The sequence below is a fragment of the Tsukamurella paurometabola DSM 20162 genome, from assembly GCF_000092225.1.
Taxonomy (GTDB): Bacteria; Actinomycetota; Actinomycetes; order Mycobacteriales; family Mycobacteriaceae; genus Tsukamurella; species Tsukamurella paurometabola.
The window spans coordinates 1,586,304-1,610,725 of sequence record NC_014158.1 but is presented as its reverse complement, the minus strand read 5'-3'; the positions used below and the strand labels follow the sequence as shown (position 1 = coordinate 1,610,725).

At 70.0% G+C, this 24,422-nt stretch carries 23 protein-coding genes; 7 read left to right on the top strand and 16 right to left on the bottom strand.

Annotation, left to right across the window (positions count from 1 at the left end; all coding sequences use genetic code 11):
- Positions 1-45 precede the first annotated feature (45 nt).
- The 3 genes from TPAU_RS07720 to ctaC all read right to left on the bottom strand — a co-directional run bounded on the left by TPAU_RS07720 (position 46) and on the right by ctaC (position 2,410).
- Complete coding sequence (locus tag TPAU_RS07720) at positions 46-774, bottom strand: hypothetical protein (protein WP_013126194.1); 729 nt, start codon at positions 772-774, stop codon at positions 46-48.
- A 100-nt stretch (positions 775-874) separates the two neighbouring features.
- On the bottom strand, positions 875-1,306 hold the full coding sequence (locus TPAU_RS07715; RefSeq protein ID WP_013126193.1) for a cytochrome c oxidase subunit 4: 432 nt from the start codon (positions 1,304-1,306) through the stop codon (positions 875-877).
- Positions 1,307-1,309: 3 nt separating this feature from the next.
- The gene (ctaC, locus tag TPAU_RS07710) at positions 1,310-2,410 is read right to left on the bottom strand and encodes an aa3-type cytochrome oxidase subunit II (RefSeq protein ID WP_013126192.1); all 1,101 of its coding nucleotides are present in this window, start codon (positions 2,408-2,410) and stop codon (positions 1,310-1,312) included.
- 232 nt (positions 2,411-2,642) lie between these two features.
- Between ctaC and asnB the strand changes: the two genes are divergently transcribed.
- Complete coding sequence (asnB, locus tag TPAU_RS07705) at positions 2,643-4,607, top strand: asparagine synthase (glutamine-hydrolyzing) (RefSeq protein WP_013126191.1); 1,965 nt, start codon at positions 2,643-2,645, stop codon at positions 4,605-4,607.
- Here the strand turns inward: asnB and TPAU_RS07700 are convergent.
- The 7 genes from TPAU_RS07700 to TPAU_RS07670 form a co-directional block, all read right to left on the bottom strand.
- Positions 4,604-5,251, bottom strand: coding sequence for a hypothetical protein (locus TPAU_RS07700; RefSeq protein WP_013126190.1), 648 nt, complete (start codon positions 5,249-5,251; stop codon positions 4,604-4,606). The two genes, asnB and TPAU_RS07700, sit on opposite strands and share 4 nt — an antisense overlap.
- Positions 5,248-5,997 carry a MerR family transcriptional regulator gene (locus TPAU_RS07695; RefSeq protein ID WP_013126189.1) on the bottom strand — a complete coding sequence of 250 codons (750 nt, stop codon included), beginning with the start codon at positions 5,995-5,997 and terminating at the stop codon, positions 5,248-5,250. Before TPAU_RS07695 ends, TPAU_RS07700 begins: the two co-directional genes overlap by 4 nt.
- Positions 5,998-6,048: 51 nt before the next feature.
- A complete protein-coding gene (locus TPAU_RS07690) occupies positions 6,049-6,720 on the bottom strand; it encodes an oxygenase MpaB family protein (RefSeq protein WP_013126188.1) in 672 nt (223 codons plus the stop codon).
- The gene (trhA, locus tag TPAU_RS07685; protein WP_013126187.1) at positions 6,717-7,373 is read right to left on the bottom strand and encodes a PAQR family membrane homeostasis protein TrhA; all 657 of its coding nucleotides are present in this window, start codon (positions 7,371-7,373) and stop codon (positions 6,717-6,719) included. Before trhA ends, TPAU_RS07690 begins: the two co-directional genes overlap by 4 nt.
- Positions 7,374-7,419: 46 nt before the next feature.
- On the bottom strand, positions 7,420-8,409 hold the full coding sequence (locus TPAU_RS07680; RefSeq protein WP_013126186.1) for a carbohydrate kinase family protein: 990 nt from the start codon (positions 8,407-8,409) through the stop codon (positions 7,420-7,422).
- A 79-nt stretch (positions 8,410-8,488) separates the two neighbouring features.
- Positions 8,489-8,842 (bottom strand): HesB/IscA family protein, encoded by a 354-nt coding sequence (locus tag TPAU_RS07675; RefSeq protein WP_013126185.1) that lies wholly within the window; start codon positions 8,840-8,842, stop codon positions 8,489-8,491.
- A 70-nt stretch (positions 8,843-8,912) separates the two neighbouring features.
- Complete coding sequence (locus TPAU_RS07670) at positions 8,913-10,013, bottom strand: glycerate kinase family protein (RefSeq protein ID WP_013126184.1); 1,101 nt, start codon at positions 10,011-10,013, stop codon at positions 8,913-8,915.
- A 55-nt stretch (positions 10,014-10,068) separates the two neighbouring features.
- On the opposite strand from TPAU_RS07670, the gene TPAU_RS07665 reads away from it, so the two are divergent.
- The 4 genes from TPAU_RS07665 (at position 10,069) to TPAU_RS07650 (ending at position 14,561) form a co-directional block, all read left to right on the top strand.
- Entirely contained in the window at positions 10,069-10,755 is a 687-nt protein-coding gene (locus tag TPAU_RS07665; protein WP_013126183.1) for a DUF3043 domain-containing protein, read from the top strand.
- Between the two features lie 3 nt (positions 10,756-10,758).
- Positions 10,759-12,438, top strand: coding sequence for a nicotinate-nucleotide--dimethylbenzimidazole phosphoribosyltransferase (gene cobT / locus TPAU_RS07660; protein WP_013126182.1), 1,680 nt, complete (start codon positions 10,759-10,761; stop codon positions 12,436-12,438).
- A 1-nt stretch (position 12,439) separates the two neighbouring features.
- Positions 12,440-13,192, top strand: a complete 753-nt coding sequence (locus TPAU_RS07655; RefSeq protein ID WP_013126181.1) for an adenosylcobinamide-GDP ribazoletransferase — start codon at positions 12,440-12,442, stop codon at positions 13,190-13,192.
- Positions 13,193-13,343: 151 nt separating this feature from the next.
- Positions 13,344-14,561, top strand: coding sequence for an oxygenase MpaB family protein (locus TPAU_RS07650; RefSeq protein ID WP_013126180.1), 1,218 nt, complete (start codon positions 13,344-13,346; stop codon positions 14,559-14,561).
- Between the two features lie 11 nt (positions 14,562-14,572).
- On the opposite strand, the gene TPAU_RS07645 is transcribed toward TPAU_RS07650, so the two are convergent.
- From TPAU_RS07645 to TPAU_RS07620, 6 genes are all read right to left on the bottom strand, one after another.
- The gene (locus TPAU_RS07645) at positions 14,573-15,676 is read right to left on the bottom strand and encodes a branched-chain amino acid aminotransferase (RefSeq protein ID WP_013126179.1); all 1,104 of its coding nucleotides are present in this window, start codon (positions 15,674-15,676) and stop codon (positions 14,573-14,575) included.
- Between the two features lie 87 nt (positions 15,677-15,763).
- Complete coding sequence (gene gcvT / locus TPAU_RS07640; RefSeq protein WP_013126178.1) at positions 15,764-16,864, bottom strand: glycine cleavage system aminomethyltransferase GcvT; 1,101 nt, start codon at positions 16,862-16,864, stop codon at positions 15,764-15,766.
- Positions 16,865-16,874: 10 nt separating this feature from the next.
- Entirely contained in the window at positions 16,875-17,078 is a 204-nt protein-coding gene (locus TPAU_RS07635; protein ID WP_115329571.1) for a hypothetical protein, read from the bottom strand.
- A gap of 55 nt (positions 17,079-17,133) precedes the next feature.
- The gene (locus TPAU_RS07630) at positions 17,134-18,471 is read right to left on the bottom strand and encodes a D-arabinono-1,4-lactone oxidase (protein ID WP_013126177.1); all 1,338 of its coding nucleotides are present in this window, start codon (positions 18,469-18,471) and stop codon (positions 17,134-17,136) included.
- Entirely contained in the window at positions 18,468-19,784 is a 1,317-nt protein-coding gene (locus TPAU_RS07625) for an alanine racemase (protein WP_013126176.1), read from the bottom strand. The genes TPAU_RS07630 and TPAU_RS07625 overlap by 4 nt, the downstream gene beginning before the upstream one ends.
- Positions 19,785-19,867: 83 nt before the next feature.
- A complete protein-coding gene (locus TPAU_RS07620; protein WP_013126175.1) occupies positions 19,868-20,935 on the bottom strand; it encodes an AraC family transcriptional regulator in 1,068 nt (355 codons plus the stop codon).
- Positions 20,936-20,979: 44 nt separating this feature from the next.
- Between TPAU_RS07620 and TPAU_RS07615 the strand changes: the two genes are divergently transcribed.
- Together TPAU_RS07615 and sucB are read left to right on the top strand one after the other, a co-directional pair.
- Positions 20,980-22,497: a leucyl aminopeptidase gene (locus TPAU_RS07615; RefSeq protein ID WP_013126174.1), complete on the top strand. Its 1,518-nt coding sequence runs from the start codon at positions 20,980-20,982 to the stop codon at positions 22,495-22,497.
- Positions 22,498-22,653: 156 nt separating this feature from the next.
- Positions 22,654-24,414 carry a 2-oxoglutarate dehydrogenase, E2 component, dihydrolipoamide succinyltransferase gene (gene sucB / locus TPAU_RS07610; protein ID WP_013126173.1) on the top strand — a complete coding sequence of 587 codons (1,761 nt, stop codon included), beginning with the start codon at positions 22,654-22,656 and terminating at the stop codon, positions 24,412-24,414.
- Positions 24,415-24,422 lie beyond the last annotated feature (8 nt).

Here is a 24,422-nt window from a genome sequence, read left to right as displayed (position 1 = left end):
GGTGGGTCTCGCGTCGGGCGTTCGCGCCGACTGAGGTCTGCCCCGTCAGGCGAGGCGGCGGCGCAGCAGGTAGCTGCTCTGCCCCACCGGCGCGCCGGGCTCGCCGAGGCACACCTCGTGCCAGGAACCCTCGACGGCCGTCAGGCCGCGCTCACGCAGCTGCACATCGAAAGCCTTCGACGTGGGCGTCAGGGCCACCGACCAGCGGCCGTCCACCCGGGTCTGGAGATAGGACGCGGGCGGCAGTTCCAAACAGCGGACCCGGGTCAGGTTCTTCAGGCCTTTGGTGACCTCGAGCTGCTCGAGGACGTCGCCGACCTCCGCATCGTCGATCCAGGCAGGACGGCGCAGCAGCAGTGTCCATTGGGCCTCGTCGGTGGTGTGCGCCGTGAGGTCGCCCCGCAGGCGCTCCAGCGGCGGCACCACGAAGTCGGAACGGACGGCGTCGTCGGCGCCGGGGGTTCCGCGCCGCGCCTGGGCCTTGTTGCGCACCTTGACGCCGTAGGCGGCGGCGAACAGGGCCTCAGCGGCCACTCGGTAGTCCTCCGAGGTGCGCGGGCTGCCGGAGGTGGTGACGCCCAGATAGGAGCGTTCGGGGACGTGCACCACATCGACGTGGCCGACGCTGTCGAAGGCTCCCCCGCCGTAGGCCTCCGGCTCGGTCTCGGCGAAGTCCAACTTCGGCGGGGGTGCGGTGGCGACGGTGCGTCCCCTGCCGCGCAGCTCGTCGTCCGTCAGCTTGCGAACGGACAGCGAGGACTTGGCCGACGTCATACCTGCATGCAATCAGGAGCCGGCGACGATCAGGTGAACACAGACGAACAAGCGGCGCCCGCCCCGATGAACTCGGGACGGGCGCCGCTCGCGATGTCTGTCAGTGCTTCTCGGGACCCTTGTGGTACTCGAAGACCAGGCCCCAGGCCGCGGCCACGACGAGGAAGCCGCCGAAGGCCCACAGCCAGTACAGCTGCAGCGCCACGGAGATGCCGACGATGGCCACCGAGGCCGAGAGCAGGATCGGCCACCACGAGTGGGGGCTGAAGAAGCCGAGCTCGCCGGCACCGTCGGACACCTCGGCGTCCTCGTAGTCCTCCGGGCGGGTGTCGACGCGGTTGGCGACGAACCGGAAGTAGGTGCCGGTGATCAGCGTGAGGCCGCCGGTGAGGAACATGCCGGTGGTGCCCACCCACTCGACGCCGCCGCCGTCATGACCGGTGCCCCAGATGTAGGTCACCACGGTGTAGAGGATGCCCACGGCGAAGAAGAACACGGTGAGCCACTCGAAGAGTTTCGCTTCGACCTTCATGGGTCAGTTCGCTCCTTCTACGGTCGAGGCGGTGCGACCGGTGCGGCGGGTATCGAACGGAGCGGTGCTCGTCGACACACCCGACTCACCGATCGACTCGAGAGCCGTGGCGTTGTCCTTACCGTCCTGGCGCGCCTTGATGTACTGGGTGAACTTCTCCGGCGACACGGCGCGGATCTCGAAGTTCATCATGGAGTGGTAGTCACCGCACATCTCGGCGCAGCGGCCCACGAAGTCACCGGAACGCTCGATCTCGGTGATCTGGAAGCGATTCTGCGAGTGGTTCTCCTTGGGGTTCGGCATCACATCGCGCTTGAACGCGAACTGCGGAACGTAGAAGGAGTGGACCACATCGGCCGAGGCGAGCACGAACTCGATGCGCGCGCCGGTCGGCAGGACCAGGACGGGGATCTCGGCGGACGAGCCCTGCACCTCGACGGTGCTGAACTTCAGGTAGTCGCGGATCTCCTGGAAACGGCCGTGGTTGGGGCCGCGCTCGGGCTGGTGCTCGATCTCACCGGTCTCGGCCTTCTCCTTGGCGGCCTCCTCGTTGAGCTTCTTGAGGTCGGGCTGCTGGCCGTACGGGTTCGGACGCTCGAGCTTGATCGGCGTGCCGCCGTCCTTGCCGTTCTCGGTGATCTCGCGGTACGCGAAGCGCCAGTTCCACTGGAATGCGGTGACGTCGACCGTGACGGCCGGGTTGTCCTCGAGCTTCTCAACCTTGGTCTGCACGATCACGGTGAAGTAGAAGAGCACCGCGATGATGAGGAACGGGACCGCGGTGTACAGCAGCTCCAGCGGAACGTTGTACGCGGTCTGCCGCGGGAAGTCGGGCGAATCGGCCTTCTTGCGGTGGAACGTGATCGTCCAGAACGTGAGCGCCCACACCAGCACGCCCATCGCCAGAGCGGCCACCACGGACCAGCTCCACAGCGTGGTCATCTCACGGGCCTCGGGGGTGACACCCTCGGGCCAACCGAAACGCATCACCTCGTCGGCGGAGCAGCCCGACATTGCGAACATGCCGACAACCAGTCCGGCGGCCACGACCAGGCGCTTACGCCAGGACGCGGGCCCACCGTGGGCGTTACTTCCGGGTGCCAATGTCGCGCCTTCCTGCTGAAACACGGTCAGTGCTGCGGGGCCCGATCCGGCCGCACGGATCCCAGCGGGAACTCAGGGCCGGGGCTGCACGTTCCCCTTGTACTACGCAGCGTAGACCAACGTGGCCCCGTGCACGCTCCGGGGTCACGAAATGGCGAGTCGCGTCGGAGGTGCGGTTCCGCGGCCTGCGGCGTTGATCTCTGCGCGGACGGTTCCGGCATACTGAGTCCTCGTGTGTGGCCTCTTGGGATTCCTGTCCGCGAACCAGCACGCGGGCGATGTCGTCGACGCGGTGACCGCGGCGGGCCGGTGCATGCGGCACCGCGGCCCGGACGAGTTCGGTGGCGCGTGGCACGACGACGATCTGGCCCTGTCGTTCAACCGGCTCTCCTTCATCGACATCGAGCACGCCCATCAGCCGCTGCGCTGGGGACCGCCGGAGAATCCCGACCGCTACGCCCTCACCTTCAACGGCGAGATCTACAACTACCTCGAGTTGCGGGAGCAACTGACGCAGGAGTTCGGGGCGCAGTTCCGCACCGAGGGCGACGGTGAGCCGATCGTCGCCGGCTTCCACTACTGGGGCATCGCGGGCGTCCTCGGCCGTCTGCGGGGAATGTTCGCTTTCGCGATCTGGGACACCGACAAGCGCGAGCTGACGCTCGCCCGCGATCCGTTCGGCATCAAACCGCTGTACGTGGCGACCGGGACCAACGGCACCGTCTTCTCCAGCGAGAAGAAGTCGGTGCTCGATCTGGCCGAGGTCGCGGGTCTGCGGCCGGGCCTGGATCCGCGGGCCGTGCAGCACTACACCGTGCTGCAGTACGTCCCCGAACCCGAATCCCTGCACCTGGGCATCCGTCGGCTGGAGTCCGGGTGCTACGCCACCGTCGTGCCCGGCGGCGATGTCGAGGGCGTGCGGTACTTCGAGCCGACGTTCCCGGTGAAGCCGGTGTCGGGCGGGTTGGAGTCGGCCGAGGCGAAGGCCGTGTATCGCGATATCGCCGATGCTCTGCGCGATTCGGTGAAGATGCACATGCGCGCTGATGTGACCGTGGGCTCGTTCCTCTCCGGCGGCATCGATTCGACCGCGGTCGCGGCCCTGGCGATCCAGCACAACCCGGACCTGATCACGATCACCACGGGTTTCGAGCGGGACGGCTACAGCGAGATCGACGTGGCGGCGGAGTCGGCGGAGGCGATCGGCGCCCGGCACGTGGTGAAGGTGGTCTCCCCCGAGGAGTTCCGCGACGCGATCCCCGCCATCGTCTGGTACCTCGACGATCCGGTGGCCGATCCTTCGCTGGTCCCGCTGTACTACCTTGCGAAGGAGGCCCGCAAGCACGTCAAGGTGGTGCTCTCCGGCGAGGGCGCCGACGAGCTCTTCGGCGGGTACACCATCTACAAGGAACCGCTTTCGCTGGCGCCCTTCGACAAGCTGCCCGGCTGGGCGCGTCGTGCCGCGGGCCGCATCGGTGACCGGATGCCCGAGGGGCAGCGTGGTAAGTCGCTGCTGCAGCGCGGTTCGCTGGCGTTGGGGGACCGCTACTACGGCAACGCCCGTTCGTTCAACGACGCCCAGTTGCAGTCGGTGCTGCGCGATTTCCGGCCGGAGTGGACGCACACCGACGTGACCGCGCCGATCTACGCGAAGACCCGCGGTTGGGGCCCCGTCGAGCGGATGCAGCACCTGGACCAGTTCACCTGGCTCCGCGGCGACATCCTGGTCAAGGCCGACAAGATGACCATGGCCAATTCACTGGAGCTGCGCGTGCCGTTCCTGGACAAGGAGGTCTTCCGGGTGGCGGAAACGTTGCCCGCGGACCTCAAGCTGGCCGGCGGCACCTCGAAGTACGCACTGCGCCGTGCGCTGGAGGAGATCATCCCGCCGCACGTGTTGCACCGGAAGAAGCTGGGCTTCCCCGTCCCACTGCGACATTGGCTGGCGGGCCCGGAACTGTACGACTGGGCGCGGGTGACGATCGAGGATTCGCAGACCGACGAGTGGATCGATCGGCGCGCGGTGCTGGCGATGCTCGACGAGCACCGGGCGAAGGCGCCGGAGGGCTGGCCCGGCGGTACCGATCATTCCCGCCGAATCTGGACCGTGCTGATGTTCATGGTGTGGCACGGCATCTTCGTCGAGGACCGCATCCACCCGGCGATCGAGGAACCGGACTACCCGGTCCGGCTCTAGGCCGTCGCGAGTTGCTGCGCCTCGGCGATCGCCCTTGCCATCAGGCGCGGTTCGTCGACGGTGACATGCACCGTGCGCGGGGCGGGCCACGGGCACGCGTTGACCATCACGGTGGACCCGCACGTCAGGCTGAGCCGGAGGTTGGCGTCGCCACAGGCCAGGGTGGCATCGCCGGAATCGTCGACCCGCCAGGCCGATTGGTCGAAACCGGGGTAGCGCCCCGCGGTCGCGTCCTCGACCGACGACAAGGCGATGGCGACCTCGGTTCCCAGTCCGGTTCGCAGCCGCAGGATGCCGCCGTCGAGTGTGTGCGGCCGGGTGACCATCCCCGCATAGGCGGCGATCAGTAGGTACACGCCGAGCAGGTGCGCGACGAGCGCGAGCCACACCCACGGCGACGGGCCGAGGATCGCGCGCAGGACCACGTCGAGTACCGCCCCTTCGAGTACGGTCATCGCCACGAGGAACCACGCCAGCACGGTCATATCGCGATGGTGAGGGAACGCTTTGCCGCTCGGCCTACGACGCAGGACCCATCGGACGATCACCGATGCACCGCGGGGCGCGGCGAGAACGGCGCCGGCGAGCCGCGGCGGGAGCACCCGGCTCAGCGCCGCCTCGGTGCGCCACCACTCCCCGCTCACGGCCGGCGCCCGATCATCTGCTGCATCATCACGTCGATGCAACGCCGCTGTGCCCGCGACATCCAGTCGGCGGAGTCGAACCACGCGGTCACATCCTCGATCAGGACGCGAGGCGCGTCCGAGCCCGCACCGGCGGAGAACTCGAGTGCGCCCGCCGCGGCGACGATGCGCTCGGCCAGGGCGCGAACCTCGGGCGCGTCGGGATCGGCGGTACGCAGCGCCTCGAAGTCCGTGGCGATCTCGCTGGATGCCGCAACCACCGCCGGATCGTCGAGCGCGCTCTCGTAGGCATCGACGGCTCCCGGCACCACGGCGGTGAGTACCTCCATGACCGCGAGTTCCATCCTGGCCGCGGCGCCGTCGTAGACCTCCGCGATCCGCCGGGCGATGGTGTCGACGCGCTCGGTCATGAGCGAGCCGGAGGCGGTGAACCGGAGTTCTGCCAGGCGTCGGCGGCGGTCACGAATGGCATCCTCCTGCCGGGCGAGGTCGGCGTCGAGCTCGGCGAGCACCTCATCGAGGTCGCGGTGGCGTTCGTCGTCATCGAGCACGTCGGCGATCTCGTCGAGCGACATTCCGGTCTCGGCGAGGCGGCGGATGCGCAGCAGGAGCACGACATCGTCGAGTCCGTAGGTGCGGTATCCGTTCGACTCGCGCGCCGGCTCGCCGAGCAGTCCGATCCGGTGGTAATGCCGAATCGTGCGGGTGGATACGCCGACGATGCGGGCCACGTCTCCGATCCTCATGGTGCCTCCCTCAGTGATGAGAGCAGTACACACCTTGACGCCGCGTCAAGGTCAAGCCCGCGCACGCTGGGCCGCGGCGAAGGCGTCGAAGGCGAACCGGTCGACGGCGCTCCTCGGTACGCCGAGCAATTCCCGCGCACGATCGTGTTGGATGCCGCGCGCGGCGAAGCCGGGAATGGTCCCGAACGCCCAGCGCGGCGGACGCAGTGCTGCGGAACCGAGTTCCGCTCCCTCGGGGGTGAGACGAAGCCCGGCGCAGGCGTCGGCGAAGTACTCGGTGAACGCGGGCCACGTGGCAGGAAGAGGACGCGCCGAGATGCCGTACACGCGGTACCAGTCGCAGCACTCGGCGTACAGCTGCTCATGCTGGGTCGGCGTGAGCGGTCCGGAGTAGGTCTCGATGCCGGCGACCAGCGCGTCCACGTAGGTGGCGTGCTGAAAGTGGAAGAGGCCCGGATCGAGCGCGTGGTACCGCTCCCCCGTTGTGTCGACGCCCTTCACGTGCTCGTGCGCGAATCGGATGATCCAGTCGGACGTCTCGCCGCGGTACGCCATCCGCACGAGCGGTCCGACGGTGCGTTGCTTATGTGCCCACAGGCTCGACGAGACGTGCTCGGTGAAGGCGGCGGCGATCGATGGATGCAACACCTGCAGTGCGACGGCGCGCGGCAGGGCGAGCCGGAATCGGCGGGAGTCGAGGTGCCGCAGCAGAATCGAACTCATCGGAGCAGGATGATCCACATCGCCGCGTAATGACACAGGGCCGCGACCACGGTGGCGGCGTGGAAGAACTCGTGATGCCCGAACACGCCGGGCCAGGGGTCGGGCCAGCGAGTGGCATAGAGCACCGCTCCGCCGCTGTAGAGCACGCCACCGATGGCGAGCAGTGCCGAGGCCGTCCACCCCGCACCGTCGACCAGATCGCCCGCGACGGCCACCACGACCCAGCCGAGGGCGATGTACAGCGGGACGCCCACCCAGCGCGGTGCGTGCGGCCACAGCAGTTTCAGCGCGACGCCGGCGAGCGCGCCGCCCCAGACGACCGCGAGTACCCACCGGGCGACGCCGGACGGCAATGCCAGCACCGCGATCGGCGTGTAGCTGCCGGCGATGAAGACGAAGATCATGCAGTGGTCGGCGCGCTTCATCCAGATGCGCTGCGCGTCGGTCCAGCGTCCGCGATGGTAGGCCGCGCTCACCCCGAACACGCCGAACACGGTGATCGCGTAGACCAGCAGGGCGAGGCCGGCGCCAGCGGATTGCCGGAAGCCGGCGATCACCAGCGGGACGCCCAGAGCGATCGCCCCGAGCGCGCCGAACTGGTGAATCACACCGCGCAACCGCGGTTTGACCTCGGGCACACCGACGACCGTCATGAACCTACGCTACCGTAGGTTACGCGTCGGTAACCGAGAATGTGACCTACAGCGCCGCGAGGATCTCCGCAGCCACCTCGGTGCCGTACGCCTCGGCCAGCCGCTCGGCGGCGTCCTCCTGGTCGTAGTCCCAGGCCTGCGGGCCCACAGTCTCGAGTACCTTGACCGCCACGTACGAGCCGAGCTGGCCCGAACGCTCCAGCGAGAGTCCGGCCTCCAGCCCCACCAGGAAGCCCGCGCGGAAGCCGTCGCCGACGCCCGTCGGGTCCACCCGGCCGCGATCGGGCACCACGTCCACGTGGATGCGCTCGGACTCGGCACCATCGGCACCGGTCACCACGATCTCGGCACCCCGGGCCCCCAGCGTGGTCACGCGGACCTGCACCTCGGCGGTCAGTCGCTCGGCGCTCATGCCGGTCTTCTGCTGCAGCAGGCCCCACTCGTACTCGTTGGTGAACAGGTATTTCGCGCCCTCGACCAGTTCGCGCGCCTCCTGGCCGTTGAGACGGGCGAGCTGCTGTGACGGATCGGCTGCGAACGGGATGCCGGCCTCGCGGCACTGCGCGGAATGCAGGCTCATCGCCGCAGGATCATTCGCGCCCACCACTACCAGATCGAGCGTGCCGACCGTGGCGGCCACGTCAGCGATGGTGACTTCACGGGATTCGGCCATGGCGCCGGAGTAGAACGACGCGAGCTGGGCCATCTCCACGTCGGTGGTGCACATGAACCGGGCGGTATGGGCGGTCTCGGAGACACGAACGGCACGGGTGTCCACCCCGGCGTTCTCCAGCCAGCCGCGGTAGCCCTCGTCGAAATCGGCGCCCACGGCGCCGACCAGCACGGGCTTGTGGCCGAGGCGGCCCATGCCGAAGCAGATGTTCGCGCCGACGCCGCCGCGCTGGATCACCAGTTCGTCGACGAGGAAGCTCAAGGACAGATGCGCGAGGTGCTCGGCGAGCAGCTGCTCGGAGAACTTCCCCTCGAAGCGCATCAGATGATCGGTGGCGATCGAGCCCGAAACAGCTATCGACACAGCAGAACCCTCCCGTGATTCGGCGGACCGTATTCGGGTCAGCGTAGTCGCGAGAGGGTTCGGTGCTGTGCTTCGGGCGTCAGTTGAAGGAATCGCCGCAGGCGCAGGAGCCCGTGGCGTTCGGGTTATCGATGGTGAAACCCTGCTTCTCGATCGAATCGACGAAGTCGATCTTCGCGCCGATCAGGAACGGAGCGCTCATCCGGTCCACGGACAGGTTCACGCCGCCGAACTCGGAGACCACGTCGCCGTCGAGCGAGCGGTCGTCGAAGTAGAGCTGGTATCGCAGGCCTGCGCAGCCGCCGGGCTGCACCTCGATGCGCAGGGCCAGGTCGTCCCGACCCTCCTGGTCCAGCAGGGCCTTCGCCTTGGACGCCGCGGCGTCGGTCAGCACCACGCCGGTGGCTTCGGTCTGTGCTTCAGCAGCAGTCATTCACGTTCTCCTCACACGCTGGGTGTTCGGTTCAACGGTACTCCCTCGCCGGGAATTCCCGGTACTCCCGTCACGCCTCTCGATCGAATACTCCTGCCTCCGCCGCGCCCGCCACCTGCTCGGCCAGGGCACGCAGGGCACCGTCGGCGTCGCGCATCGACGCCTCGACCGATCCCGCGGTCTCGACCAGCGAATAGGCGTGGCGCACGTGGTGCTGCCGGGCGAGAGCGGGGTCAACGGTGACCTGCCCCGCCAGGACCACGGCGTCCACGCCGTGCCGGGCGGCGCGTGCGGCGAGGGCGATCGCCGCCTTGCCTCGCAGCGACTGATCGTCGAATCGGCCCTCCCCGGTGACCACGAGGGCGACCCGGTCGAGCAACTCGTCGAGCCCGGTGGCCCGGGCGACCACCTCCGCACCGGAGGCCCGGTCGGCGCCGAGTGCGAGCAGCGCTGCGCCGAGTCCGCCGGCGGCGCCCGCACCGGGCAGACCGGTGACCACGCGCCCGGTAGCGGCCCGCCAGTCAGCGCTGACCTGCGTTAACCGGGCCTCGAGCGCGGGGATCAGGGCCGACGGTGCGCCCTTCTGCGGTCCGAAAACCGCGGCGGCTCCGGACGGCCCCAGCAGCGGGTTCTCCACATCGGTCGCGGCGATCAGGTGGACGTTGGCGAGCGCGGTCGCGGCGCGTTCGAAGCCACCGAACGCCTCCGCGAGGCCCGCGCCACCGTCGGTGCAGGCCGAACCGCCAAGGCCGACGGTGATCGTCGTCGCGCCGGCGGCGAGCGCGGCGAGGATCAGCTCGCCGACGCCGCGCGAGGTGGCGGCCTCGGCCGACGCCGGAGTGGGCCCGTGCGGCAGCAGGTCGAGCCCGCAGGCCTGTGCGCATTCGAGATAGGCGCTCGCGCCCACGATGAGGAACCGGGCGGGCACGGGGTGGCCGAGCGGACCGGACACCACGGCCGTGTCGGGATCGGTGCCCAGCCCTGCCGCGAGCACATCGACGAAGCCCGGCCCACCGTCGGACTGCGGCGCCAGCACCACCTCATCGGCCGGCCGCGCGGCGCGCCAACCGGCGGCGATCGCGTGGGCAGCCTGGGCGGCGCTGAGCGTGCCCCCGAACGAGTCCGGCGCGACCAGGATCCGCGCGGGGACCCCCGCCAACTGGGACGACATGCGGCGAGTGTAGGCACGGTGCGCGCACTCTCCGCGATCTTCTAGGCTGGACGCCGTGAAACTCCCCTGGCAGAAGGCCGAAGACACGGCTCCCGAGACCGCGGACAGCGCGGGCACCGGTACCGCGGACGACGACGCCGCTGCACCCGCCGCTAAGCCCGCGCAGACCCCGGGCAAGGGCCGCCCCACCCCGAGCCGCCGTGAGGCGCAGGGCCGCAAGCGCGGCCCCGTCGCCCCGGCCCCGCAGACTCGTGCCGAAGCGCGGGCGCGGCGCAAGGAGCTCAAGAACTCCATGTCCAAGGAGGAGCGCAAGGCGGCGGCGGCCGAACGCCGTGCCGCGGCGAACGAGCGGCGCGAACTGATGATGCAGGGCGACGAGCGCTACCTGCCCGTTCGTGATCAGGGGCCGATCAAGGCGATGGCGCGCGACCTGGTGGACTCCAAACGGCACATCGCAACGATGTTCATTCCGATCGCGGTGGCGGTGATGATCTACATGTTCATCACTGTGCAGAGCCCGACGCTGAGCGCGCTCGCGATGCCCATCCTGATGATCCTGATCATCGTGATGGGCATCGAGGGGTACTTCACCGGCCGCCGCGTGAACAAGCGGGTGCAGGAGAAGTACCCGGACACCACAGAGACCGGTTTCAAGCTGGGCTGGTACGCCTTCATGCGCACGACGCAGTTGCGCCGAATGCGCATCCCCCGGCCCCGGGTCTCGCCCGGCGACGCGGTCTGAGTTATGGGCCTGCGCCTCGTCCTGGGCGGTGTCCGCTCGGGTAAGTCGGCTCGCGCCGAGCAGTTGATCACCGCCGCGGCCGGCTCCGCTGCGGTCCGGTACGTCGCCACCGCGCCGCGGCCCGACGGTGATCCGGACCTGGCGTCCCGGATCGACGCGCACCGCTCGCGCCGACCGCAGTCGTGGACCACGGTCGAGACACAGGACCTCGCGGCGCTGTTCGCGACAGGCGATGTCGCCACCCTGGTCGACGATCTCGGGGCCTGGCTCGCCGCGCGGCTCGACGCGGCCGGCTGGGAGAGTCCCGCTCGCGTCGATGACGAGGTCGCGGCGCTGGTGAACGCGGCGGCTGCATACCGGGGCGAGCTGGTCTTCGTCAGCCCCGAGGTCGGCCTATCGGTGGTTCCCGCGACGCACGCGGGACGTGTGTTCCAGGATCTTCTCGGCGATCTGAACGCTCGCCTCGCGGCGGTGGCCGACGGGGTCGAACTCGTCGTCGCCGGGCGCGCGGTGGTCCTGGACGGGCGGGCCGGGCCCGCGCCCGCGCCCGCCCCGGCGACGGCGACGGCCGCCCCGGCCGCCCCGGCAGCGCCCGTCGTCGCGCTCGCCCCGGTCGAACTGCCGCCCTTCGACCCCGACGCCGATCCGCTGTCCTTCCCCTCGGTCACGCCGCCGGATGCCTCCGTGGCGCAGCAGGCGCGGGACCGGCAGCTGCAGCTCACCAAGCCGAAGGGATCCCTGGGCCGGCTCGAGGAGCTCGGTGAATGGATCGCCGCATGCCAGGGGACCTGTCCCCCACGACAGTTCGAGCGGGCCCGCATCGTGGTGATGGCCGGCGATCACGGCGTCGCCGCGACCGGGGTGTCGGCGTATCCGCCGGAGGTCACCGCGCAGATGGTGGCGAACTTCGCCGCCGACGGTGCGGCCGTGAACGTGCTCGCGACCCAGGCGGGGGCATCGGTGCGGGTGGAGGACATCGCCGTCTCGGCCGATACCAGTCCGGAACTGAGCCGCAACAAGATCCGCCGCTCGTCGGGCGATATCGCCACGGCGGACGCCCTCTCCGACGAGGAGACGATCGCCGCGATCGCCGCGGGCCGCCGGATCGCCGACGAGGAGATCGATTCCGGCGCCGACCTCCTGATTCTCGGCGACATGGGCATCGGCAACACCACGCCCGCGGCCGTGCTGATCGGCGCGATCACCGACACCGAGCCCGTGCTCGTGGTGGGCCGCGGCACCGGCATCGACGATAACGCGTGGATGCGCAAAGCGGCTGCGGTCCGTGATGCCATGTATCGCGCCCGGCCCCACGCCGGGAACCCGAAAGCGTTGCTGCGCACGGCCGCCGGCGCCGATCTGGCAGCGATGGCCGGATTCCTCGCGCAGGCCGCGGTCCGCCGTACCCCGGTGATCCTCGACGGTGTGGTGGTGACCGCTGCGGCATTGGTCGCGCACGAGTTGGCACCGGGTGCCATCGGGTGGTGGGTGGCCGGGCATCGCAGCCCGGAACCGGCTCACGATCTCGCGTTGCGCCGCCTCGACCTGGAACCGCTGGTGGACCTCGGCATGCGTCTCGGCGAGGGCAGCGGCGCGACGCTCGCGCTGCCCATCGTCCGGTCGGCGGTGGCGGTACTCGGCGAGATGGCGACGTTCGATTCCGCCGGGGTCTCGCGGGCCTGAGATGCGGTTCCTCCCGACGGCGCTCGCCTGGATGACGGTGCTGCCGGTTCCGCGGCGCCTGCAGCCCGCGGTGGACCGTCCGGGGGCGGGGCGGGTGATCTTCTTCGTCCCCGTGGCCGGGGCGGTGGTGGGCGCGATCGTCACCGGGATCGCGTGGGCGTCAGCGGCTGCGGGACTTCCCTGGGTGCTGATCGGCGCCCTCGCGATCGCCGGGGCGGCTCTGGTGACGCGCGGTATGCATGTGGACGGCTTCGCCGACTGCGTGGACGGTCTCGGCAGCTACGGCCCGCCGGACCGGGCGCGCGAGATCATGCGGCAGGGCAGTGTCGGTCCGTTCGGCGCGGCCGCGCTGGCACTGGTCGTGCTGATCGACGCCGCCGCGATCGGCGACCTGGCCGATCGCGCGCAGTGGATCGCGATCGGCGTCGCGATCGGCGCGGCCCGGGTGGCCGCGGTGATCGGATGCCGGCGGGGTTGGTGCGCCGCGAATCCGGACGGTTTCGGTGCACTCACCGCGGGCACACAGGGCGGTGCGGCGCAGGCCTTCTGGATGTTCGTGGCAGCGATCGCCGCGATCTGGGCAGTGCCGGACGTCCCATGGCAGGGGCCATTGGCGGTGGTCGCGGCGATGCTCGCGGCCGCACTCGCGATGCGGCACTGCGTCCGCCGGTTCGGCGGGGTCAGCGGTGACGTTCTCGGCTTCGGCATCGAGCTGGCGACCGCCGTCGCGCTGGTGGGCCTCTGCGTGCGGTGACGCCCCGGGGGCAGGCACCACGCCCACCGATGGCGATCTCCCGCAGTCGATTGATAGAGATTCACGCATTCTCTTCCAGAGCGCGGGTTCGCCTGGAACAATGGAGGAGAGATTCGACAACGACTGTTGTCGTGTGAGATTGCGAGGCACCATGACCGCAGCCACCTCGAGGCCCATCCCCTCCCGTCATCCCGCCCGCCCGCGCCGCGTGCCGCCGGCGATCACGTTCGTGAGCAGGGCACTGCGTCTCCCGGAACCCACCGACGCCGAGTTCCGGCGGTTCGGTGAGTTGCTCACCGTGGGCGATGAGCCGATGGACGAGCTGGTGGCGTGGATGTACGCCGCGGACACCGACACGCGCAAAGCGATGTTCAACCGCGCCCTCACCGATGGCATCAGCTCGGTGCCGCAGGCGCCGCCGATCCTGCGTGACTTCTTCGAAGACATGGAGACCGTTCCCGAGTGGACCGAGTGGAACACCATTCGCACCGGGGGCCGGCTCATGCGCAGCGGCGGCGCCGACGGGCTCTCCGTGGCCCGCGATGTGGCGCTGATGGGCGGCTACATGTTCTCGGGTTTCAACCAGACGCTCCTGCGGACGGGCGCCTTGGAGAAGGGCTCGAACCGGCGCTTCGCCGAGACCGCGCAATGGGCGCTGGACGTGATCGGCGAGGATGCGCTGCGTCCCGGCGGCGTCGGCTACCGCTCCACACTGCACGTGCGGTTCATCCACTCGCTGGTGCGCCGACATGTGCTCGCGATGGACGATTGGGACTCGGCGGCGTACGGCCTGCCGATCAATCAGACGGATATGGCCGCCACGCTCGTGGGTGCCCTCATCGCACCGGTCGCCACGGGCACGGGCCTGGGCATGCTGGCGAACCCCCGGGAGTACGAGGCGGCCGCGCATCTGACCCGCTACGTGGGCCGACTCATGGGCGTGCACGACGACTTCCTGCCGCACAGCTTCCGCGACAGCCTCCGCATCCTGTTCCAGACCTCACGGGCGTTGTCCACCCCGGACGAGACCAGTCGAGCTCTCGCACAACCGATGGCGGAGGATCCGCTGCACTGGCACTACCCGTTCCTCGGCTGGCTGCGAAGGCGCATCGCGCGCTCGCAGCACCTCTCGATAGCCACGGCCTACCTGGGACCGCACGCCATGCGAGAACTCGGAGTACCGGCCGTGCTCCCCTGGTACCCGGCACTGAAGATCCCGATCAATCTCGTCGAGTCGGCGCTTTTCCAGCTCCCGGGGGGCCGGCGCCGCGGCGCCGAACTCGGCGACCGGCGCCAGGCCCGCCTGATGCGCACGATGATCCCCGACGAGGCCGCCATCGGACACGCCGCACACCACGTCACGAACTGACGCGCACCAGGTCAGCTCAGCGTCGACATCCAGCCGTGCCTGTCCTCGACGGTGCCGCGCTGGATGCCGGTGAGGGTCTCGCGGAGGGCCATGGTGATCTCGCCGGGCTCGCCGTCCCCGATCAGGAAGTCCTCGGTCGCGCCCTTGACCCGCCCGACCGGGGTGATCACGGCGGCGGTGCCGCACGCGAACACCTCGGTGATCTCACCGGAGGCCGCGCCCGCCGTGAGCTCGTCGACGGTGATGCGACGCTCCTCGGTCTCGAATCCCGCGTCACGGGCCAGTTGCAGCAGCGAGCTGCGGGTCACGCCGGGCAGCAGGGAGCCGGACAGCTCGGGAGTGACGATCGTCGCATCCGCACCGGAGCCGAGGACGAAGAACAGGTTCATCCCGCCCATCTCCTCGATCGCCTCGTGCTCGATGGCGTCGAGCCACACCACCTGGTCACACCCCTGGTGCGCGGCCTGCGCCTGCGCGACGAGCGACGCCGCGTAATTGCCGCCGCACTTGGCGAATCCGGTACCACCCGGCGCCGCCCGCACGTACTCGCGCGAGAGCCACACCGACACCGGCTTCACACCGCCGGCGAAGTACGCACCCGCGGGCGAAGCGATCACCAAGAAGCGGTAGCTGTTCGAGGGCTTGACGCCGAGGGTCTCCTCGTCGGCGAAGATGAAGGGCCGGAAGTACAGCGACTCCTCACCTCCCGCGGCCGGAACCCACTCGCCGTCGACCGCCACCAACTGCCGCAGCGACTCGATGAACAGCTCCTCCGGGAGCGGCGGGATCGCAAGTCGCTCGGCCGAGCGCTGGAACCGCGCCGCATTGGCGTCGGGCCGGAACGTGGCCACGGAGCCGTCGGGCTGGCGGTAGGCCTTGAGGCCCTCGAAGATCTCCTGCGCGTAGTGCAGTACCGACGCCGACGGCTCCATCGGAATCGGGCCGTAGGGCAGTACTTCCGCGTCGTGCCAGCCGTGCTCCTCACTCCACCGGAGCGAGACCATGTGGTCGGTGAAGTACCTGCCGAATCCCGGGTTCGCCAGGATCTCGGAGCGCTCAGCCGCAGAGCGGGGGTGGTCGTTGCGGGTGAGGGCGAAGGCCGTGCCAGTTGTCATGGCACATGATTCTACGACCGAGCGCCCGGACCCAATGAGATACCGGTCGGTAGGACGTCCAAGTATTTGCCGGGCCGGGAACGACGCCTACTTGGTGTTCGCCTCCACGAACGGAGGCAACGTGACCTCGCACTCGATCGCACGGCCGCGCACGTCGACGGTCACCACGGTGCCCTTCTCGACACCGGCGCCGGAATCGATGAGCGCCAAGGCGATTCCGGTCTTCAGGGTGGGACTGAACGTGCCCGACGTGGTGCTGCCGATCCGGGCACCGTCGGCTCCCAGCACGGGGAGGTCGGCGCGGAGCACACCCTTACCGGTGGCCTTGAGCCCCCAGAGCCTGCGAGCCGGACCTGCTTCCTTCTCCGCCTGGAGGGCGTCGCGGCCGACGAACTCGGGCTTCTTCCACCCGACGGCCCAGCCTGCGCGGGCCTGGACGGGGGTGATGTCGACGGTGAGCTCGTGCCCGTGCAGGGGATAACCCATCTCGGTGCGCAGGGTGTCGCGGGCACCGAGACCGGCGGGCTGGCCATCGCGGACGGTGATCTCGGGGAGCAGCGCCCGGAACACGGTCTCGGCGTCGCCCCACGCGGGGATGAGCTCGTAGCCGTGCTCGCCGGTGTAACCGGTGCGGCATACGCGCACGGGGGTCCCGTTCAGGGAGGCGTCCTCGTAGGCCATGTACTCCATGTCGGTGGGCAACCCGACGGCCGCCAGCACCTCCGCCGACTTCGGGCCCTGCACCGCGAGCACGGCGTAGTCGCGGTGCTGATCGGTGATGGTGATGCCCTCGGGGGCACGCTCGCGCAGGTGCGCGACGACCGCGGCGGTGTTGGCCGCGTTGGGCACCAGGAACAGTTCGTCGTCGGAGACGTAGTACACGATGAGATCGTCGATCACACCACCGGTCTCGTTGGTGCACAGGGTGTACTGCGCCTTACCCGGCCGGATCTTGTCGAGGTCGGCGGTCAGTACGCGGTTGACGAAATCCTTGGCGCCCGGTCCGGCCACGGTGGCCTTGCCGAGGTGACTGACATCGAAGATCCCCACCGCCTCGCGGACCGCGGTGTGTTCGCCGACGGTGCCCGCGTACTTGACGGGCATCGACCAGCCGCCGAACGGCGCGAACGCCGCCCCCAGCTCGGTATGCACGGCGTTCAGGGGTCCCTCGATCAGCGTCTCACTCATGCCCGGCACTCTAGTCCAGGGCCGCAGTGCCGGAGCGGCCCAACGGTCGCATCCCCTGGTAGATCACGATCGCGGCGACTCCGGCCACCCAGCACGAGGCCGCCGAGACCTTCGAGAAGTCCACCTCACCGCAGAACGAGGCCACCAGATGCCCGATCAGCACTGAGGTGACGATCGCGAGTCGGCCGAGCATGCCCGTGAACACCGGTGGCATCGACTTCTCGATCCACGCCGTCCCGACCTGCCATCGCGGCGATGCTCGGCCGCGGTCACTCGCCGAGTACGGCGTCCAGATAATCGTTGGCGAACACCCGGTCGGGATCGAGCTCGTCGCGTACCGCCAGGAAGTCGCCGAATCGGGGGTAGGCCCGGCGGAAGAAGTCGGCGGTGCGGGTGTGCATCTTGCCCCAGTGCGGACGGCCGCCGTGGTCGATCATGATGCGCTCGACCTCGGCGAAGTAGTCGTCCTCCGGATCGCGCACGTAGCGGTGCGCGGCGATGTATCCGGATTCGCGTCCGCTCGCCGTGGACAGCAGGAGGTCGTCGGCTGCGGCAGCCCGCACTTCGATCGGGAAGGTGATGTTCCAATCCCGCTGCGCGATCTCGGCTTTCAGTGCGGCGAAAGCATCCATCGTGTTCTCCAGCGGCACGGCCCACTCGGTTTCCCGGAACCGCACCGACCGCTCTGTGGTGAACACGTCGGCGGAGTAGTCGATCACGGTGCGGTTGCCCATCAGCCCGGCGGCGATGTTCACCAGGCGGGGCGTGAGCCCGGGCCGGGCGCGGCCGAGCTCGCACATCCCGAGCAGGGCCCCGTTGCCCACCAGCTGGTCGTCCACGAAGCGGCGCACGGGATTGAGCGGCCTGCGCTTGTAGTCCCCGGGCCGCCGGGTGGTGGTCTTGGTCACCGCGATGTCGGTGCCGGGGAACCAGAAGAACTCGAAATGGTCGGCCGACCGCACGGTCTCGAGGAAGCCCTCGGTGGTCTCCGCGAGCGGCGCGCTACTCTCCACCGCCTCCAGCACGAACCGGTCCACGCACTGCACCGTGACCTCGACGAGAACGCCGAGTGCACCGATGCCCAGCGCCACGGCTTTCAGGCGCGGATCGTCCTCACCGATCCTGATGATCTCACCGGTGCCGCTGACCAGTGTCGCGCCCACGACCTGGGTGGCGATGCCGCCGAATCCCAGTCCGGTGCCGTGGGTTCCGGTGGAAATGGCACCGGCGATGGTCTGTCTGTCGATATCGCCCAGGTTCGGCATCGCGAGGGCGTAGGGCTCGAGCAGGCCGGGCACGTCGAAGAGCCGGGTACCCGCACGCAGCGTCACCCGCTTGCGCTCGACGTCGACGGTCTCCAGGCCGCCCTGGTGATCGGGCGCGATGGCCACATCACGCGGAGCGGCGACGGCGGTGAACGAGTGCCCGGCGCCCACCGGTTTGACGGTGCCGCCGCGTTCGCGGGCGCGCTCGATCGCCTTCACCACGTTCTCGATGGTGCCGGGGCGCGAGACGTACGAGGGGCGCGCGGTCACCGTGCGCCCCCAGTTGCGCCACTGCCCCGGCTTCCCGGTCAGCTCGTCGATCCCCGGAATCCATGTGTTCACAGGAAGCACCTTCCCTCGCCGCGATAGGTGGGCACCTGTGCGAGCACGGCACCGTCGGACAACACCGCGATATGCGTTGTGTGTTCGGCCGGTTCCCCGGCCTTGGTGTGGCGGAACCACACTCGGTCACCGAGCGAGATCCGGCGAGCGCGGTCTCCCGTGACCGGAGTCTGCACCTCCCCGGCGCCCTCACGAGCGGTCAGCGTGAGGCCGGCGGGCCACACCGGCACCGGCAGCCTGTCCTCGCCGGCCGCGCCGGAGGCGATCCAGCCACCGCCGTGACAGGTCACGGTGTCGGGCCGGGGCCGACGCACCACGGCCAGGCCGAAGGCCATCGCCGGAGCGGGCCGGAAGTGGGAGTAGCCGTCGAACAGGTGCGGGCCGTAGAGGCCGCTGCCGGCGGCGATGTCACTGATATTCGGATCGCTCGCATTACGCTCGAGCGAGCCGGTGCCGCCGCCGTTGACGAATTCGAGCTCGGCGATCCGGCGCAGGTCGGTGAGGATATCCAGGCGCCGCTCGACGAGCTCGTCCCAGGAGGCCCGCTGCATCGTCCGTAGCAGCGCCCCGGCGCCGGGGCGGCGGATGCTGAGGTCTCCGACGCCGGCGATCTGAGCATCGTAGGTCATCGCTCCCACGAGCCGGAATCCCTTGCGGCCAGCGATCGTCACCGCCAATGCCGAGGCCTCGGCGCGGGTGCGGATCGGCGAGCGCAGCGCGCCCACCGCGCCGAGGACCGGGGCCCGGAAGGACGCGTCGATGTCGATGCAGATCCGCAGTTCGGGGCGACGGCTCGGCGGCACTGCGGCGTCCACCAGATCGAGCTGGTCCGGATCATCGATCATGAGCGTCACGCGCGACGCCGCCTGCTCGTCGGCGGCGAGCGCCGCGATCGCTCCGAGGTCGGCACTGGGATACCCCACCAGAACGTCGGGGCACCCGGGACGCTCGGCACCGTCGTGGTCGGTGCCATCGGCGGCGAGCCAGTGCGCCTCGGCGACATCGTAGGCGAGCACCCCCGCATAGCCGGGAACTCGAAGCAGTGCATCGAGAACCGGGCGTGAGCGCAGCGACTTCGAGGCCACGCGAATGGGTGTACCTCCGGCTCGGCGGCGCATATCGGCCACGTTGTGCCGCAGGGCGTCGAGATCGGCGACGAGGACCGGGGCGTCGAGCCCCTGGGTTCCGGCGTCGATCGTTGCCCAGTACGCCGCCGGGTCGGTCTCCCACGTTCGGTCCACGGTCGACGGGGGTGCTCCCAGATCCACCAGCCCAGTACCGGTCGTGGTCTGCCCCGTGCCGTTCGCCGTCATGGTCACCGATCGTACGTGCGGACGAGCCCGATGACCGGACGTGACCGCACCTGCCCCTCCGGTGTCCGGAATCACCGCGCACCTCATCCGCTCACCGAGCCGTCTCCGCTCCCGCGCAGGTCGGCCGGGGTCCGGCCGGTCCAGGCCCGGAACGCCCGCCGGAAGTCCCGGGCATCGGCGAAACCGACCGCAGCTGCGACCTCGCCGATCGGCATCGAGGTGCTGCGCAGCAGGGATTCGGCACGCTCACGCCGGACCCGGTTGTGGATCGACCGGAACGACTCACCGCCGTCGGACAGACGCCGGCGCAGCGTGCGCTCCGTGGTCCGCAAGTGGCGGGCGACTGTCGCGATGGTTGCGGCCCGCGCCAGATCGGCGCGAAGCAACTGTTCCACCGCCCAGACGTGGTCGAGCTCATCGGCGTCATCCGTTCCGATGAGCCCGCGGCACGCGGCCACCGCCGCCGCGTGCACGGCGGGCTGGCGGCCCGGCAGCGGGAGGTCGAGCAGGTGCCCGGGAATCGTCACTGCGGTGCGGGGCGCGTCGAACCGCACGGGGCACCCGAACACATCGTCATAGACATCGGCGTACGACGGCGCGGGGTACGCCAGCTCGACGCCGATGGGCGCGAGATCTTCGTCCGCCAGCGCAGATCGAACCAGGGTGAGGGAACTGAGGAGCGTCTCCTCGCAGAGGAAGGGCAGGATCTCGGCGACATCGGACCGGGGCAGCACGCCGACGCTGACCGTCCGGGCGTCCTCGGCGACGGTGAAGTCGACCAGGCTGCCGGCCTCCTCGTGCAGGCGCAGCCCGATCCCGACTGCCGCGGCGAGACCGTCGGCGGTCTGCACCGCGACGCCGACCATCCCGAAAGACTGGAGTAACGGCCGGGCACCCACCTGGAGTCCGAGCGGACGATCGGGCGCGGCACGGACCGCCTCGGTGATGAACGCCACCGTCTGGGGGAAGGTCAGGCGCAGCCCGGACAGCCGATCGATCCGCGCGATTCCCGCGCGGTCGGCCCATGCCCGTACCGGATGTCCCTCGCGCCCTAGACGTTCGATGAGGTAGGCGACCACGGGCGCGGGCCTGGCTGCCGTGTGGTCCCGTGCACCGGGCGGCAGCGGGCCCTGTTGTCCCAGGCGTAGCATCCCTACAGGCAAACACACCTGCCGCCACGACGAGAGGAATCCCCTTGAGCACCCCCTTCACCGGTCCCGAGTTCTCGCTCACCCACGACGCGACATCCGTCGCCGACGCTCTGGTGGTGGGCGTCTTCTCCGGCGATGCGGGGATCAGCGTGGACGCCGGCGTTCCGGAGGCCGCACGCGGCCCGATCGCCGAGGCGCTCGCCCTCGTGGGCGCGAAGGGCACACCGGGCGAGGCCGTGCGCGTGCCCGCGCCGGCCGGCGCCGGTCTCGGCGCTGCGACGGTGCTCGGCGTGGGTCTCGGTGCCGCACCCGCGGGCGAGGACCGAGTCCCCGCAGAGACGGTGCGCCGCGCCGCAGGTGTCGCGGGGCGCGCCCTCGACGGAGTCGGCTCGGCACTGACCACTGTGTCGACGCTCGATCTCGCTGCGACCGTGGAGGGCACGTACCTCGGCGCCTACCGGTTCACCGAGTTCCGTCACTCTTCGGCGCCGAAACAGGCGCCACTGGGCGCGGTGGCACTGCTCGTGGCCGAAGGTTCGCAGGCGCTGACCGAGGAGGCCCGCGGCACCGTCGAGCAGGCTCGGCGTACCGCCGCTGCGGTGGCGCTGGCCCGCGATTTCGTCAACACTCCGCCGAATGTGCTCTCCCCCGGCGAGTTCGCCGATCGTGCGCAGCGTCTCGGCGCCGAGGCCGGTCTCCAGGTCGAGGTGTTCGACGAGGAGTACCTGGCCGCACATGGCTACGGCGGCATCGTCGGTGTGGGACAGGGAAGTTCGCGCCCGCCGCGACTGGTGCGACTCAAGCACTCCTCCGGGCTGAACGACGCGAAGCACGTCGCCCTGGTGGGCAAGGGGATCACCTTCGACACCGGCGGCATCTCGATCAAGCCCGCCGCAGGCATGGAGAACATGACCTCCGATATGGGCGGCGCCGCTGCGGTGATCGCCACCGTGATCCTGGCCGCGCAGCTCAACCTCGCGGTGGACGTGACCGCGACGGTCCCGATGGCGGAGAACATGCGCTCGGACACCGCCCAGCGACCCGGAGATGTGATCACCCAGTACGGCGGAACCACCGTCGAGGTGATCAACACCGATGCCGAGGGTCGGCTGATCCTGGCCGATGCGATGGTCCGCGCCTGCGAGGACGACCCCGATTACCTGATCGACACCGCGACCCTGACCGGCGCGCAGATGGTGGCGCTCGGCAATCGCACGCCCGGCGTGATGGGCACCGAGGAGTTCCGCGATCGCGTCGCCGCGCTCTCGCAGGCGGTGGGTGAGAACGGTTGGCCCATGCCCTTCCCCGAGGAATTGCGCGCCGACCTCAACTCCCGCGTCGCGGATCTCGCGAACGTGAGCCCGCACCGGTGGGGAGGCATGCTCACGGCGGGCGTGTACCTCCAGGAGTTCGTCGCCGACGGAGTGCAGTGGGCCCACATCGATGTGGCCGGCCCGGCGTTCAACACGAGCGCGCCGTGGGGGTACATCGGCAAGGGTGGCACGGGCGTACCGGTTCGTACCCTGCTGGCCGTGCTGCGCGACATCGCACAGCGCGGTTGACCGGGCACGGCTGGTGGTTACCGACCAGTAGGCCCCCAACCGCCGCGCAGAACCTGCGGGTGAGGGTAGGGTTTGGAGTCGGCGGAGGCCACCAGCCGAAGCCCACGTTCAGTTGCTCGGATCACAGCAGATAACAACTTCGAGGAGTCAGAGGACATGGCCTTCTCCGTCCAGATGCCGGCACTCGGCGAGAGCGTCACCGAGGGCACCGTCACCCGGTGGCTCAAGCAGGAGGGCGACACCGTCACCGTCGACGAGCCCCTGCTCGAGGTCTCGACCGACAAGGTCGACACCGAGATCCCCGCTCCGGCATCAGGCGTTCTGCTGAAGATCCTGGCCCAGGAGGACGATGTCGTCGAGGTCGGTGGCGATCTCGCGCAGATCGGTGAGGCCGGCGAGGCCCCCGCTCCCGCCGCGGATCCGGCGCCCGCCGCCGAAGCTCCGGCGCCCGCCCCCGAGGCCTCGGCACCGGCTGCTCCCGAGGCCCCGGCTGCCCCCGCCGAGCCTGCGGCCCCCGCCGCATCGTCGGCGCCCGCGTCCGGCACCGAGGTGACGATGCCCGAGTTGGGCGAGTCGGTCACCGAAGGCACCGTCACCCGGTGGCTCAAGGGCATCGGCGACGAGGTGGCGGTCGATGAGCCGCTCCTTGAGGTCTCCACCGACAAGGTCGATACCGAGATCCCCTCGCCCGTCGCCGGCACGCTGCTGGAGATCAAGGCCAACGAAGACGACGTGATCGCCGTCGGCGGCGTGCTCGCCATCGTGGGCAGCGGCGCTCCGGCCGCACCTGCCGCCCCGGCCCCCGAGCCGGCTCCGGCCCCCGAGCCGGCTCCGGCTCCCGAGCCCGCTCCAGCTCCCACGCCCGCTCCGGCCCCTGAGCCCGCTCCTGCTGCGCCCGCGGCGGCAGCTCCGGCACCCGCTGCTCCCGCCGCACCCGCCGCTCCGGCGGCGTCCGCTGCTCCGGCGGCGTCCGACTCGACCCCGTACGTCACCCCGCTGGTGCGGAAACTGGCCGCGGAGAACGGCGTCGACCTGAACGCGGTGAAGGGCACCGGTGTCGGTGGCCGCATCCGCAAGCAGGACGTGCTGGCCGCCGCCGAGGCGTCCAAGGCTCCGGCCGCACCTGCCACCGCCCCGGCCGCGTCGGCGCCCGCCCCGTCCGCCCCGAAGGGTGCGCGCCCCGAGCTGGCCGAGCTGCGTGGCACCACCCAGAAGACCAACCGCATCCGTCAGATCACCGCGAAGGTGACCCGCGACTCGCTGCAGCAGTCCGCGCAGCTCACGCAGGTCTTCGAGGTGGACTTCAGCAAGATCGTGGCGCTGCGCGCCAAGGCGAAGGCGAGTTTCGCGGCGAAGGAGGGTGTGAATCTCACGTACCTGCCGTTCATCGCGAAGGCCGTCATCGAGGCGCTCAAGGTGCACCCGAACGTGAACGCGACGATCAGCGACGATTTCAAGGAGATCACCTACCACGGTGTGGTGAACCTCGGCATCGCCGTCGATACGCCACAGGGCCTGCTGTCGCCGGTCATCAAGAACGCCGACGATCTGTCGCTGGCAGGTCTGGCCCGCGCGATCGCGGACCTGGCCAGCCGCACCCGCAACAGTGGTCTCAAGCCCGACGAGCTGTCCGGCGGCACCTTCACCATCACCAACATCGGCAGTGAGGGCGCTCTCTTCGATACCCCGATCCTGGTCCCGCCGCAGGCGGCGATGCTGGGTACCGGCGCGATCGTCAAGCGCCCGGTCGTGGTGACGGACGCCTCCGGTACCGAGTCCATCGGCATCCACCCGATGGCCTTCCTGCCGCTCACCTACGATCACCGGCTCATCGACGGTGCCGACGCCGGTCGCTTCTTGACCACCGTCAAGCACCGGCTCGAGGAGGGTGCGTTCGAGGCCGACCTCGGCCTCTAGTCGCCACC

What these genes read in the sequence shown, in the direction of transcription:
- TPAU_RS07720 (WP_013126194.1), bottom strand. Translation starts at nt 774, where the DNA reads ATGACGTCGGCCAAGTCCTCGCTGTCCGTTCGCAAGCTGACGGACGAC.
- TPAU_RS07650 (WP_013126180.1), top strand. Translation starts at nt 13,344, where the DNA reads ATGACCGCAGCCACCTCGAGGCCCATCCCCTCCCGTCATCCCGCCCGC.
- TPAU_RS07690 (WP_013126188.1), bottom strand. Translation starts at nt 6,720, where the DNA reads ATGAGTTCGATTCTGCTGCGGCACCTCGACTCCCGCCGATTCCGGCTC.
- gcvT (WP_013126178.1), bottom strand. Translation starts at nt 16,864, where the DNA reads ATGAGTGAGACGCTGATCGAGGGACCCCTGAACGCCGTGCATACCGAG.
- TPAU_RS07670 (WP_013126184.1), bottom strand. Translation starts at nt 10,013, where the DNA reads ATGTCGTCCCAGTTGGCGGGGGTCCCCGCGCGGATCCTGGTCGCGCCG.
- trhA (WP_013126187.1), bottom strand. Translation starts at nt 7,373, where the DNA reads ATGACGGTCGTCGGTGTGCCCGAGGTCAAACCGCGGTTGCGCGGTGTG.
- TPAU_RS07695 (WP_013126189.1), bottom strand. Translation starts at nt 5,997, where the DNA reads ATGAGGATCGGAGACGTGGCCCGCATCGTCGGCGTATCCACCCGCACG.
- cobT (WP_013126182.1), top strand. Translation starts at nt 10,759, where the DNA reads ATGGGCCTGCGCCTCGTCCTGGGCGGTGTCCGCTCGGGTAAGTCGGCT.
- TPAU_RS07635 (WP_115329571.1), bottom strand. Translation starts at nt 17,078, where the DNA reads ATGCCACCGGTGTTCACGGGCATGCTCGGCCGACTCGCGATCGTCACC.
- TPAU_RS07715 (WP_013126193.1), bottom strand. Translation starts at nt 1,306, where the DNA reads ATGAAGGTCGAAGCGAAACTCTTCGAGTGGCTCACCGTGTTCTTCTTC.
- TPAU_RS07655 (WP_013126181.1), top strand. Translation starts at nt 12,440, where the DNA reads ATGCGGTTCCTCCCGACGGCGCTCGCCTGGATGACGGTGCTGCCGGTT.
- TPAU_RS07645 (WP_013126179.1), bottom strand. Translation starts at nt 15,676, where the DNA reads ATGACAACTGGCACGGCCTTCGCCCTCACCCGCAACGACCACCCCCGC.
- TPAU_RS07625 (WP_013126176.1), bottom strand. Translation starts at nt 19,784, where the DNA reads ATGACGGCGAACGGCACGGGGCAGACCACGACCGGTACTGGGCTGGTG.
- TPAU_RS07620 (WP_013126175.1), bottom strand. Translation starts at nt 20,935, where the DNA reads ATGCTACGCCTGGGACAACAGGGCCCGCTGCCGCCCGGTGCACGGGAC.
- sucB (WP_013126173.1), top strand. Translation starts at nt 22,654, where the DNA reads ATGGCCTTCTCCGTCCAGATGCCGGCACTCGGCGAGAGCGTCACCGAG.
- TPAU_RS07675 (WP_013126185.1), bottom strand. Translation starts at nt 8,842, where the DNA reads ATGACTGCTGCTGAAGCACAGACCGAAGCCACCGGCGTGGTGCTGACC.